14 protein-coding genes are annotated in these 13,594 nt (G+C 34.1%); all 14 read right to left on the bottom strand.

Translation table 11 applies throughout. The features are described 5' to 3' along the window. Positions 1-59: 59 nt before the first annotated feature. On the bottom strand, positions 60-1,292 hold the full coding sequence (locus tag EHW90_RS01140) for a CaiB/BaiF CoA transferase family protein (protein ID WP_124950570.1): 1,233 nt from the start codon (positions 1,290-1,292) through the stop codon (positions 60-62). Between the two features lie 20 nt (positions 1,293-1,312). After that, positions 1,313-2,467: a YkvI family membrane protein gene (locus EHW90_RS01135; RefSeq protein ID WP_124950568.1), complete on the bottom strand. Its 1,155-nt coding sequence runs from the start codon at positions 2,465-2,467 to the stop codon at positions 1,313-1,315. A 10-nt stretch (positions 2,468-2,477) separates the two neighbouring features. Beyond that, positions 2,478-3,584 (bottom strand): 2-hydroxyacyl-CoA dehydratase subunit D, encoded by a 1,107-nt coding sequence (locus tag EHW90_RS01130; RefSeq protein ID WP_124950566.1) that lies wholly within the window; start codon positions 3,582-3,584, stop codon positions 2,478-2,480. Between the two features lie 11 nt (positions 3,585-3,595). After that, on the bottom strand, positions 3,596-4,825 hold the full coding sequence (locus EHW90_RS01125) for a 2-hydroxyacyl-CoA dehydratase subunit D (protein ID WP_009663420.1): 1,230 nt from the start codon (positions 4,823-4,825) through the stop codon (positions 3,596-3,598). Positions 4,826-4,855: 30 nt separating this feature from the next. Next, positions 4,856-5,626, bottom strand: coding sequence for an acyl-CoA dehydratase activase (locus tag EHW90_RS01120; protein ID WP_009663496.1), 771 nt, complete (start codon positions 5,624-5,626; stop codon positions 4,856-4,858). Between the two features lie 314 nt (positions 5,627-5,940). Further along, positions 5,941-6,633: a GntR family transcriptional regulator gene (locus EHW90_RS01115; RefSeq protein WP_330507856.1), complete on the bottom strand. Its 693-nt coding sequence runs from the start codon at positions 6,631-6,633 to the stop codon at positions 5,941-5,943. Positions 6,634-6,876: 243 nt separating this feature from the next. Continuing rightward, on the bottom strand, positions 6,877-7,611 hold the full coding sequence (locus EHW90_RS01110; protein WP_330507717.1) for a GntR family transcriptional regulator: 735 nt from the start codon (positions 7,609-7,611) through the stop codon (positions 6,877-6,879). 70 nt (positions 7,612-7,681) lie between these two features. Beyond that, positions 7,682-8,401 (bottom strand): tryptophan synthase subunit alpha, encoded by a 720-nt coding sequence (locus EHW90_RS01105; RefSeq protein ID WP_124950562.1) that lies wholly within the window; start codon positions 8,399-8,401, stop codon positions 7,682-7,684. After that, entirely contained in the window at positions 8,402-9,559 is a 1,158-nt protein-coding gene (locus tag EHW90_RS01100; protein WP_124950560.1) for an iron-containing alcohol dehydrogenase, read from the bottom strand. 10 nt (positions 9,560-9,569) lie between these two features. Further along, the gene (locus EHW90_RS01095) at positions 9,570-10,361 is read right to left on the bottom strand and encodes a BtpA/SgcQ family protein (protein ID WP_124950558.1); all 792 of its coding nucleotides are present in this window, start codon (positions 10,359-10,361) and stop codon (positions 9,570-9,572) included. Further along, positions 10,358-11,116, bottom strand: a complete 759-nt coding sequence (locus tag EHW90_RS01090; protein ID WP_124950556.1) for a nucleoside phosphorylase — start codon at positions 11,114-11,116, stop codon at positions 10,358-10,360. Before EHW90_RS01090 ends, EHW90_RS01095 begins: the two co-directional genes overlap by 4 nt. 5 nt (positions 11,117-11,121) lie before the next feature. Then, positions 11,122-12,072: a PfkB family carbohydrate kinase gene (locus EHW90_RS01085; RefSeq protein ID WP_124950553.1), complete on the bottom strand. Its 951-nt coding sequence runs from the start codon at positions 12,070-12,072 to the stop codon at positions 11,122-11,124. A gap of 13 nt (positions 12,073-12,085) precedes the next feature. Beyond that, a complete protein-coding gene (locus EHW90_RS01080) occupies positions 12,086-12,646 on the bottom strand; it encodes a cysteine hydrolase family protein (protein ID WP_124950551.1) in 561 nt (186 codons plus the stop codon). Between the two features lie 12 nt (positions 12,647-12,658). Next, positions 12,659-13,570: an ABC transporter permease gene (locus tag EHW90_RS01075; protein WP_124950549.1), complete on the bottom strand. Its 912-nt coding sequence runs from the start codon at positions 13,568-13,570 to the stop codon at positions 12,659-12,661. Positions 13,571-13,594 lie beyond the last annotated feature (24 nt).

Here is a 13,594-nt window from a genome sequence, read left to right as displayed (position 1 = left end):
ATACTTGTATACAAGTTAAATTGAGCTAAAAAAGGACTATAAAGTCCTTTTTTGCTTTTTTACTTTTTTTCCCAGATGTACAGAGCATTAGTATCTATGAGCTTATCTACATCAGAATCGCTATAGCCTATTTCTTTCAGTACCTCTCTTCCGTTCTCACCGATAAGCGGACCTCTCTTATAATCAGGTACTCCCATCTCTGTAAACTTTACAGGAAGTCTAACCAATCGTCTTGTATTTCCATTTTCATATGTCATATCATAAAAACAATTGTTTGCCTCAGCCTGCTTATCATTTCTGATTTCCATCCAGTTTTGTGCTAATGCAAACGGAATATCAGCCTCTGTAAATACTGTTCTCCAATACTCCATGTCATTCTTATTGATAGCTTCCATTACAATATCATATACTTCTGTTCCAAGTTTATTAGCCTGTAAGCTTTGAACCGGGAAATACTTATCGCTTTCTACCAAATCTTCTCTGCCGATAGCTGCCATAAATTTCTTATAATAAGTATTGTAGTCAGGCATACATGTTTGGATAAATCTTTCATCCTTTGTTCTCCAGGCTGCATTGAAAGGATTGGCACTTTCTCTTACATCTATGGGATAGTTTTGTGCTATTCCTTCATAGTTCGATGCTTGAATCATCATTCCAAAATTGAAAATTGCACTCTCAAACAGTGATGTCTCTACTTTTTCACCAACGCCCTTAACTTTTGCCTGATATAATGCTGCAAGAATTCCTGCAACAAGATTCATTCCGACATTATGATCTCCAAGTCCCGGTACTACATTCATAGGAACGCTTCCCTTTTGTCTTAGGGAATCAAGGTATCCACCTCTTGCAAAGAATGCTGTAAAGTCAAATCCCGGAAGGTCCTTATCAGGTCCGAACTCTCCATATCCTGTACAAATAGCATAAACAAGCTTAGGATATCTCTTCTTAAGTGTTTCATAGTCTAAACCTGCTCTCTCAAGTGCCTGTACTCTCCAGTTTGTTATAAGTACATCTGCAGTGTCCAGAAGTTTAAAAAATGCTTCCTTTGCCTCAGGGTTTCTCATATCCAAAGAAATACATCTTTTATTTCCGTTTTCAAGATCCCATGTTGTATTCTCATACATATCAAGAGGTCTGCCCTCACTTGGTGCTGTATATCTTAGCGGATCTCCTTTTGCTGATTCAATTTTTATAACATCGGCGCCCAAATCAGCCATAAATCTTCCTGATGTTGAAGCTGCAATAAATGTTGCCAACTCAACTACTTTCACGCCCTCTAAAGGTTTACTCATCTTTCTTCTCCCTTTTTAATTTACTCTTCATCAAACTTTGTAACAGCCATATGAATAAGATAAGGTATCATAATTACAGGTATTGTAAGATAACCTAAATACTTATATCCAACTGCAACTATCTTGTTTAAACCTAACTGTGCAATAAAGAATGCAAGTAATGTACATACTAATGTAACAACAATAACATTTACACCCGGTTTATTATTAGGATCAAAATTCTTATCAATAGATGAACAAATTCTGTTGCTCATTCCGGCAATCATATTTACTGCGGTTGATACAGAACCTAAAACAATAAGTATTGAAATCATAGGTCTTAAGATATCAGGTGCAAATCCTTTATTTACAAGGATAATAAGAGGAATAGATTCCTTAGCAAAATCAGGTTCATTTATAATAGCTGTAAGCCCAAGAACTGCAAGTAAGCATATAAAACCGTTTACAAAAAATCCGTATACCATTGATGTCCTTGCCAAATGATGAGAATCAAAAGGTTTAGCATGCTGTACAAGCAAACCTATTGCACCCAACTGGAATGCGGCATATACAATACCCTTTATCAAAGCAGGTCCGACAGGTGCAGGATTTGCAATCTCTGCTGAAAGATTTGACATTATATCTCCCCACTGCATAATAATATTAGGTATATAAACAAGAAATAATCCTGCAACTATTAAAACTGAAAGTGTTGATGCCACTTTTCTAACAACATTTGTACCGTAAACAGCAACAATAAAGATAAATAAGCCTGTAAATATTGTTCCGATCCAATGATGAATTCCAAAGGACTTTTCCATTGTAGCTACACCGGTTGCAAAAGCTGCTGCAGGTGCTACACAAATGGTTACTATATAAACCAATTCATATAATGTACTGAAAACTACAGCCAAAACATCTCCGGCCTTTTTTCCGAATTTATCATTAAATCTATAGAAGCTCTTATTGAAACTTGCATAGTTGTATAATTCATGTTTCTTAGCATATTTAAGTGCATACCACTGATAGAATGCACCGATTGCTTGAGTAAGAATACAGGTTACAAATGCCCATATTCCGAAGTTCAAAAAGAATGCTCTCAACTGGTTTCCTGATGCAAAACCGCCACCAAACTGAGTTGTAAACCATACGAATGCTACGCCTATCACCACAGGCATTTTGTCCTTATTAATCATGATGTTCCTCCTAAATCAACATATCTGCAAATGTTTGTAACATAGTATTTGCTTGCTGATAATTTTTCATTTGTCTGTCCACTTCTATATTTATATGTGGAATACCTGCCTCATCTGCCGCTCTCTTTATTGGCACATAATCAAATTCTTCAGGATCGCAGAATTTAGTCATAAGAACTACTATACCATCTGCTTTTTTCTTCTTAGCTTCTTCAATTATAAAGCTTACTCTTTTTTTATCTCTGTCATACAGCAGTGAACAATTATCCATTTCTGAAAATTTCTTTGCTAAAGCATATAAATCATTTCCATTTGTAATGTCTGTTCTATATTGTCTTGATTCATATGCTATATCATCACCTACTATCTGCAGATTATTACTGTCAAATATATTAAGTAAATCCGGTGCATCAGCCAATATACCTGTTGTGTAAACTCTCAGCTTCTTAGAAATCTTTCCTTCTTTTTTAATAAGCTCGATAAGTTCCTTAACAAGTCCTGTATGCTCTTCTTTAAGCATAAACCATGCACTCTTAAACACTGCACTTCTGTCTGCTGCAGATACTTCATAATCTTCTGAAATCTTTGAGAATTCTCTCATTACCCTATTATGTTCATTATAGATTTCATATGTTTTTTTAAGTTTACTCTCATCAAACTTTTCACCTGTGATATTCTCCAGGTCATTTATTACTCTCTTATACATTTCAACAGTAAAATCAACCGCATAATCGGGTTTTCTGTTTTGTGGGTAAGTCATCGGTATAAACGGAATATCTTTCACTGCATATTTCCAGTTTTGTCCTAAAGTTTTAAGCGAATCGCAAAGTGACGGAACTACTATTGCACTTACTCCGGAATATTTTCCTTTTATTCCAAGTTCCAATACAGTCTGCATTATTGAGCAAATAAATGCAGGATAATATTTCTTTGACTCATTTATTTCAATATCCGCTCCCCATACTCCCATCGGTACAAATCCAAAAGCATGAATTATCTCCTCTGGTGTATATACAGGTGCAACAGCTATAACTTTCTTTCCTTCTGAAAGATATTTGTCGAGCTGTTCCTTTGGAGACACACTAACCTTTTTTAAAGTTTCTAAACAATGCCACATAGTCTCCCCCCTTAAATTTCCTTATTTACTTCCATAATTTCTGTCAGACCTTGAACTCTTGTATCATATTGAGCTTCAGAGAAGTTTCTTGGATCAGCCTGATCTCCATCAAAACTTACAACAGGAATTCCACACTCCTCACCGATTTGTCTGCTCATCTCAGACATAAATCCCGACCAAAGTTTACAGGATCTGTTTGTATGTACAAGAAGTCCTTCAACACTGTTATCTTTACAAAGCTTTGTTCTCTTATCTCTTGCATGTTCTATATTCATACAGTTAGGAACATTTGCATATGCCCTGCACATTCCGTCAAAGTCATCATAAATAAATCCGAAAGCGTCAGCATATATGGTTGTAACCATATTTATTCCACGACTCTTAAGTCCGGTTGCTGTAGCACGAAGCCATGGCCAACATGCTATACCTTCAAACATAATTCTGTATTTTTCTTCACCCTTAAATGTAGACTCACCTTTTTCATGATTTTCTTTATACTCTTTAAGCAAAGTCTCCATTGCCTCTGCCGCTTCAAGCTTTCCTCTGGCTGTAACCATAACAGCCATATGATTTAATAAATCAAATCCGTTAAATGGTGACGGTGAATACTTAGCTGTAGCAGTTGCCTCAAGCCAAGCCCTGGAGCTTCTGCCTGATATCTTTCTTACCTCTTCGTATCTTTCATTACTCCACTTTTTACCTGTAATCTCCTCTAATTGATGTATTGCATCCCAGAATTGATTTCTGATATAAGCTGTCATTGCCTCTGAAACTTCATAATCAGGATTAAAAGGAATATCTATCATAATCATAGGAATATTCAATTCTTTAGCAATGTTCTCATACCATTTAATCATACAGTTACATATATTATTACAACATAGAACGAAATCCGGTTGTGGCATATCTTGTTCCGGTGCTTCCTTAAGCTTCATATATGCAAGAGATATTCTGGCATATGCGCATATATCATTAGAATATCCATCGCCTTCACTCTCACTACACATTCGTTCTCCACCACCTCTGGCTGCAATTCCGGCTGCCTGATTTTCAGGATAACATACATATAATCCTAATGTTTCAGGAATCTCTACCGGAAAGTTACTTGCGCACCATCCTACCAATTCGCCTCGCTTTTTAGCCTCTACGCAGTCACTGTATGCCTTTGCTGCTATCTTACCCAATCTGGCTTTTGCACTGTTTGGATCTATAGTAGGCTTTTGTTTTTTAGCTTCTTCCACTGGTTTCCTCCTACTTTTTAATATAAAAATTTATGACTTTTTAAAGCCGTATATTGCGGCTCCAAGTGCTCCCATAAGTTGAGCGTTCTTACTAAACACTATATCTACACCAAGTTCTTTACTCATAGCATTTCTAACACCTGAGTTTTTAGCTACACCGCCACTCATACATACTTCTTCAACTATTCCGACTCTCTTAGCTAAAGCGGCAACTCTTATCGCAACAGATTTACATATTCCGGCTACCAAATCCGGGATATTCCTTCCTGTAGCAAGCTGAGATATAACCTCCGACTCCGCAAAAACTGTACATGTACTTGATATATTTGCAGGATTATCAGATTTTAACGCCTCAATCTCCAACTCGTCTATTTGAAGATTAAGAATATTAGCCATCACATCAAGAAATCTTCCGGTTCCTGCAGCGCATTTATCATTCATAACAAAATTTGTCATTTTACCGTTAGCTGCAAGTGATATTACTTTCGCATCCTGTCCACCGATATCTATTACCGTTCTGACATTAGGAAACTCTTTATGTACTCCAAGCGCGTGGCACGTCAACTCACTGACTTTATAATCAGCCAAATCGTAGTTCATTCTTCCATAACCTGTAGCAACTACCGACTTAATATCTTTTAATTCCAGTTTTGAAGAGTTTAGTACATTTTTTACAGCTTCTTCTACACCGGCTGTTCCCACAGTTGCTACAACTATTGAAGAAGCTACTATGTTTTCTCCATCCTCCAATATTACAGCCTTTGAAGTAGTTGATCCGATATCAACACCTAATGTGTACATAAATTTCTCCTTTATATCTTGTCTACTAGTATACAAGTGATTACAAAATAATTATATCAACATATTTAAATTGATATCTATGTTATAATATTATCAATTTTTATTATTTTTGTAAATATGTATTATTAATATACTTGCACGTATTTTTTTGTTTATTTTTTATATTTTCTATTTTTCTAACTTTCTTATTGTATAACTTGTATATCAATTTTATTTTTAGTTACTATATTATAATATTTTTGTAATTATATATGTAATTCTTTACTAAAATAATAAAGTTTATTAAAATTCTGTTCTTTACCATTTTCAAATTTTCAAGATATAAAATATCTGGGATATTGCTTTATTGCACTTTCATATATATCTGTAATTGTTTCCAAATGGGCAGCCATGCACTCCTGCGCCTTGTATAGGTCATTACTCTTTATTCCATTTACTATATTCTTATGTTCTTCCACCAACTCATGAATACGATTTGCAAACTTTACATCAAAATTTCTCCATCTTGATATATGAAGCATAATATCACTTAAAATTATCACTAATGCATATCTGTTTACACTATCAATCATAGTTTTATGAAACTCACTGTCAAGTATACCAAACTTGCGCGAATAGGTTCTTTCGTCTATATATTTTTCTTCCTCTTCTATATTCTTTTCCAGTTTCTTTACCAATTCGAGTCTTGCCGATTCATCAAGTTTAGTAAACATCTCATATATGACCTCTTTTTCAACTGCCGTTCTAAGCATTAGTAAATCTGATATATAATTTAAGTCTATCTGTGTAACGTAAGTGCCTCTTTGCGGTCTTACCTCTACAAACTTTAGTTGCGCCAATTTTGTAAATGCATTTCTTATTATAGACCTTGATACTCCATAATCTATACACATTTGATTTTCACTAATAAGCTGCCCCGGCTCCAGTTCTAATTTTATAATTCTTTTTAAAATACTCTTATATACTTCTTCAGCAGTATATATTTTATTATCGTCCAACATTATCATACCTTTCACAACAAATTAACACAAATATATTTTAAATCTTTTTGTCTTAATAAACTTTTTTTAATTCTAATCAAATATATCAGTAAAAACTCTTATATACTTAATTTACTAAAATTCTATGAACTTATAATATAAAAGTCAATATCCAATCTTTTTATATCAGTACCACATATACAAATTTTATTACTCCAAAATTATTAACTAAAAAAAGCCGGCACACTTTGTGACAGCTTTTAATTTAAACTATTGCCTTATTTGATCTATATAAAATTTATATTTATCAGTCCTGTAATAACATTTAAAATACTCTATAGGAATCTCTTTTCCATTTACAATACCATATGTAACACATCTGAATAAGATAACCGGCATTCCTTCTTCAAGCTCAAGGTATTTTGCTATTTCATCCTTTGCCAAAACTGCTTCTATAGTTCGTCTGGCCTTTGTAATCCTTACACTATACCGGTCATTGATAAGCTTATACAAAGATTCATGTTCAAGATCATATTCTATCAATCCTGGAAATATCTTTTCAGGCAAAAATGCTATTGTATAATTTAAAGGTTCCAAATTTGCATATGAAATTCTTCCAATAACCTCAACTTTATCATCAGTCGATATTTCTAAAGCCTTTGCACGTTTAGGAGACGCAAATTCTATTCTGCTTATTTTCGTTTTCTTGCTCGGTGTCATTCCCATTTTTTGCACATCTTCGGTGCTACTTGTAATAGAAAACAAATTATTGCTACCCTCATCGGCCTTAACATAAGTACCCTTACCCTGTATTTTATAAAGGTATCCTTCTGTTACCAACTCATCAATGGCTTTTCTTATGGTAATCCTACTTACATTATACAATTCCATAAGTTTCTTCTCACTTGGTATCGCCTCATTAGAATGATATAAATCATTGTCAATATTTTCAACTATCGCTTTCTTTACTATAAAATACTTTGGCGATTTATCTTCTAATATCAAATCTGTATACCTCTTTTCTTACCACAGGCTAAAATCACAATATAACCGGATTATAACATCAAGTCATTATTTAGCACATAGCCTTAAATTCCTTTATCTTTTCCATCATAGCATTTCTATCATCGTGTAATTTTAAGATTGCGCTACCAACAAAAGCTGCATCTCCACCTGCTTCTTTTACAGTAGTAACATCTTTTGGTTCATGTACTCCTACCCCACAGTAAATAGGTCTGTCTATACCCAGTTCTCTCAAGTATCCTATCGCATCTTTCAAAGTCTTATATTTAGGATGTAATATCTGGTCTATATAAGGTTTTGCTTGTAAATATACAAATCCATTTGATCTCTTGGCAAGGTCAATTTCTTCTTCCGGAAGATGGAATTGTACATAGCATGAAACCAATAAGCCTGCAGATATAATCTTATTCTTTATAGTATCATCCTTCAATCCTACAAGCAATATATCTTTTAAATCGTTATCTAAGCAAAACCTTATAAACTTATCTACTCCAATTTCTTCTACTGTATTTTCATAAGCTAATACAAGAAGTTTTACATCAGGCAAATTTCTTTTTAGACTAACTATAAAGTCCATATATTTATTATAATCATCACAGTTTTCCAGTGCCTTTTTCATTCTATCTGCTATATATTCTCCCTCCAAGTACGGATCTCTTGAAGGAAAATCTACTTCAATAATTTTACATCCGGCCTTTGCATAATCATTTGCAACCTCAATACTTGACTCTATTGTAGGATATCCACTGGATAAATAGCATATTATTTCCATTTAATTCTCCTTACTTCCATCGTATACCTTTATAAATAACTCTTTAAAACCTTCTATTTCCGGTATTACAGGATTTGTTTTGGTACAACCATCTTTTTTAGCAAAATCTGCCAAAATATCTAATTTAGATATATAATCTTCTCTATTCGGTATCAACTCAGAAAGTTTTTCAGGTATGTTTAACTCTTTATTGAGCCTTTTTACTTCGAACTCTATATCACCTATTCCAAGTTCATCGGAAATATTTTTATATATCTCTTTTGCTATTTCGCTTTGCTTATTATAGCTTATCACATATGGCAAAATTATGGCATCTGCCAATCCATGTGATATATGGTATACACTTCCTAAAGTATGTGCCATAGAATGCACAATTCCTAAAGATACATTTGTAAATGCTAAACCTGCAACCATAGATGCCTGTAGCATAAGCTCTCTCGCTTCTTTATCCTCACCATTTTTATATGCTTTAGGTAAAAATTTAAATATATCATTTATGGCTGCTTTTGCTAAAATATCACTCAGATAATTCGCTCTATTTGAAACTAAAGCCTCAAGAGCATGTGTCAAAGCATCCATTCCTGTCTCAGCTGTAATTTTACTTGGCATAGAAACAGTTATGTCTCCATCACATATAGCTATATCAGGCATCATCTCCATATTTCCTATTCCATACTTCAATCCTGTAGAGTTTTCAGTGATAACTATAGATCTGGATACTTCACTGGCCGTACCTGATGTTGATGGAATACAACAAAGTCTTGCCCTTTTTCTTAATTTAGGAAATGTGTTTGGAGGCAAAATATCTTGTAAGCCTTTAAGATCCGGATGCTCATAGAAAATCCACATAGCCTTGGCAGCATCCATTGCGGATCCTCCACCAAGTCCAACTATCAAATCCGGATTAAATTCAACCATTTCTTTTGCCCCACGCAAAACAGTTTCTATTGATGGATCCGGCTCTACACCACTTATAACTGTTGTAACAACGTCGGCTTCTTTAAATAGAGCCTCTACCTTTTCCAGTGTTCCATTCTTTTCCATGCTGCTTCCACCTACAACTATTGCTGCTCTTTCACAATTCACAGACTTAATATATTCCAAAGAACCGTTTCCAAATACTAATTCAGAACCTGCAAGTTTCATTGGTCTCATCATACTAATCCCCTCACATTCTAAGTGCATCCATGACTTTTTTTGTTAATTCATAAGAAATAGGATTTTCGATCTTTCCGTTAACCTTAAAGCCCGAACCTATTATTGCTCCATCAGCTATATTAAGCTGATCTTTTATATTTGTATCATTTACACCACTACCGGCTATCACAGGTATATTCACAACTTTTTTTACTCTGTCAATCATCTCTATAGGAGTTTCTTCACCAACTTGTGATCCCGTTACTATGATGGCATCAGCTCCATTTGCAGCTGCATCCTTAGCTGATTGCTCTATTGTTATACCTGGTAAAATCATGTGTGCATGTTTTACTTGTATGTCGGCAAGAATCTTTATATGCTCCAGTCCTAAGCTTTTTCTATATTCCATACATCTTTTAGCACATGGCTCTATCACTCCATCTGTAAAAAGCACTCTATCAACAAATACAGGAACTCGTACAAAATCAGCTCCTATCATACCTGCAATTGCAAAACCGGATTCACAGTCATTAAATGCCGCATCTACACCTACCGGTATTTTTACAGCTTCTTTTACTGCATATGCCGCTACACTTAACGCCGCTAACTGTGCTTTATTTAATAAAGCCGAAAATGGTGTATCTCCCATGTTTTCTACTATTATCCCATCTACTCCTGCTTTTTCCAGTGTCTTGGCATCTTCAACAGCTATATCTATTATTTCTTGATAATCTCCGTTGAATCCCACGGTTGTCGGCAATGGTTTACAATGTACCATACCAATAACTGTCTTTCCTCCATTACTAATTATATCTTTTCTCATTCAAGCTCCTTTTTATTTACATAATTATATATACCCTCTAAGGCCACTTTACACAGTAATTCTTCAGCCTCTTTCCTGTCTTCACCTTCAAGTTTATCTTTAAGATTCTCTAAAACTGTAACTATAGTCAAAGTACAGGTTTTTACATTCATAAGTCTACCCAATGTCATCAAACATGCTGATTCCATGTCTATACCGTCAACACCAAGTTTTCTTAACTCATTAAAGGTTTTATCAATATCTCTATTTGACTCTTTTGAAAATCTTGATTCATGCATATTTGTATAGAATCCATCCATTGTGCAATTTATTCCATTATGATACTTTTTATCCACACTTTTCACAGTATCATTCATTATATTTATTAACTCTATATCTGCCACAGCAGGATAAGATAAATCAACATAACTTTGACTTGTTCCTTCTCTTCTCATAGCTGCAACCGGTATCATAAAATCACCTAATGTATCTTCCTTCAGTGACATTACAGTCCCCATTCTTACTGCAACTTCCATTCCGGCTTCATACATCTCTTCCATTGCAATTGCAGCTGAAGGAGCACCTATACCCGTAGATGTTATAGTTACTTTTATTCCTTTATACATTCCTGTATAAGTGTTAAATTCTCTTAAAAATGCTATTTTTTTTGGAGAATCCATATATTTACAAAGTCTCTCAACTCTCCATGGATCTCCGGAAAAAATAACATACTTACCTATATCTTCCTTACCAACTCCGGTATATAATGCTTTCATACTTATTACACTTCCTTTTTAAATAGAGAATCAAAATCACCAAGGAGTTTTGATTCATCAGGTACATTACTTAAACACCCCTCTTTTTGAATAATATGTGATGCCATTATTGTCCCCAATCTACAACAATCTTCAGGGTCAAAATCCTTAAGATATCCATACAAGAAACCTGACATATATGCATCTCCGCCACCTGAAGCATCAACAACATTATTTATTCTTATAGCTTCTATTCTCTTTTCAATTATCTTCTCACCTTTTCTGATATAACAAATACTACCGTCAGCACCTAAAGTAGTTATCAATATATCAACTTTTCCATCAATAAAAAGCTCTTTTATATCTGTTATGCCATTTATATGCTTAATAATTTCACATTCAACTTCATTTGTGAATATTATTTTACTTTCCTTTAAAATTTCCTTCAAAAAATATTCAGGAAAAGCCTCCATATCATCCTTCATACCAAATACTATCGGAATATTAAACTTTTGACATTTCCTGAAAAAATCCATATTGTCATCTATAGATGCCACAGTTATTACGCCAAGTTTTGCGTCTTTAAAAAGTTCTTCTTTAAAACCTGACGCGTATTTTCTGTCCATAGCCCCTGGATAAAATATTGTAATATGCTCATTATTATTGTCTTGTAGCAAATAGCAATATCCCGTTATGTCCTCTTCTATTATGTTAACTCCACGCGTAGGAACCTTAGCCTCTTCCAGAAAACTTTTAAATCCGGTAGATTCATAGTCTTTACCCACTCTTATCAAAGGCATAGAGTCTATACCCAGCTTACAAAGTTCATAATCTATATTCACAGAACATCCACCATAAAATATTTCCGCTGAAGATTGGTTCTCAACTATTGATGTAAAACCCACTTTAGCAGGAGTTTTCAATTTTATAATATGATCCATGCTCACATATCCACTTGTCAAAACTTCAACTTTCATACATCTTCACCTATTATAATTCACCTTGTAAAAACATATTTTTAAGTTCCTCTTTATTTACAACATGGCCTAAGTATTTATCAATATCACTTAAATGAACCTCATTTACTGTTTCAGAATTCGTTGCAACACATTCTCTAACTACATAAGGCTCATAATTATAATAAAAAGCATCTGTTACGGTTGCTCTGATACAGCAATTTGTTTTAGTACCTACTACAATCAAGTTTTCTATGTTGTTTTCTCTTAAAACCAAGTCCAAATCTGTTCCGAAAAATCCACTATATCTTCTCTTCTGTATAATGTAGTCTTCAGGTTTTGTCTCAAGCATCGGGTCGATTTCTACTCCAAAAGTCCCTTCTATACAATTAGGTCGCATTGTTGCAGCCTTCTTATCAAACTTACCGGCTCTATTACAATGCTGCAAATATACTATAAGACAATTTTTACTTCTACACAGCTCAAGGACCTCTTTTATTTCCGGCAATATCTTTCTATTTTCCGGATAAAATACCAGTCCGTTAGGATCCGTAAAGTCTCTAACCATATCTACAATTAGAAGTGCTGTTTTCATCTTTTCACCTTTCTAAAAAGTATATCCTCTTACCCTTACATTTTTAAACTTCATATATGAAACTGTTGCAAGCACTGAAACCATTATTATGTAAGGTATAGTATCAAATATCCCTGCCATAGGACCTGCATTGATACTCAAATTCACCGCCAATGCTCTTGATATGCCAAAAAGAATTGCATATAAAGATGATTCTAAAGGTTTTCCCCCACCACAATAAATTGCCGCAATTGCTATAAAGCCTCTTCCTGCAGTCATATCATTTGTGTACATACACATGCGTTCCAAAGATAAATTTATGCCTGCCAAACCTGCACATAATGCTCCCAGTAAAATTGCCAAATACTTATATAATTTGGTTTTTAGTCCCAAACTTATTGCCGCTTCTTCATTTTCACCCACAACTCTTACATATATTCCAAATTTTGTCTGATACATTATAACTGACATAATTATGATTCCTATAAATGCCAAATATGTGATAAATGTATGCCCACTCAAAATGCTACCTACAATATCTATTGAATCAATAATAGGTATATGTATCTTAAAATCAGATACGCTAATATTTTGCAAGCTTATATTTGACACTCCCATCATATTCAAAGTAAATTTAGCTATCGCCGGTACAATAAAGTTTATTCCAAGTCCAATTACTATTACATTTCCGGATCCACTCACTCCAAAATAAGAAAAAATCAATCCCCAAATCAAGGTTGTTAGTATAGCTGAAGATAATGCTAAAAAAATGTTGCCTGTAAAATACATAACTAACACAGATACAAATGCACCGTTTAACATCATTCCTTCAAGTGCTATATTCAAAACATTAGCTTTATATGCAAATATTCCACCTATTACACATAGTATTATTGGTGCACTATGGTAAACTGTATCATATAAAATACTATTTAGAAGAGCCATTGTGCTTCCTCCATTTTATGTTTA

Origin of the sequence: Lachnoanaerobaculum orale, from assembly GCF_003862485.1 — a bacterium.
Lineage (GTDB): Bacteria > Bacillota > Clostridia > Lachnospirales > Lachnospiraceae > Lachnoanaerobaculum > Lachnoanaerobaculum orale.
Note: the sequence above shows the minus strand (reverse complement) of the source record. Positions and strands in the feature narration are given on the sequence as shown.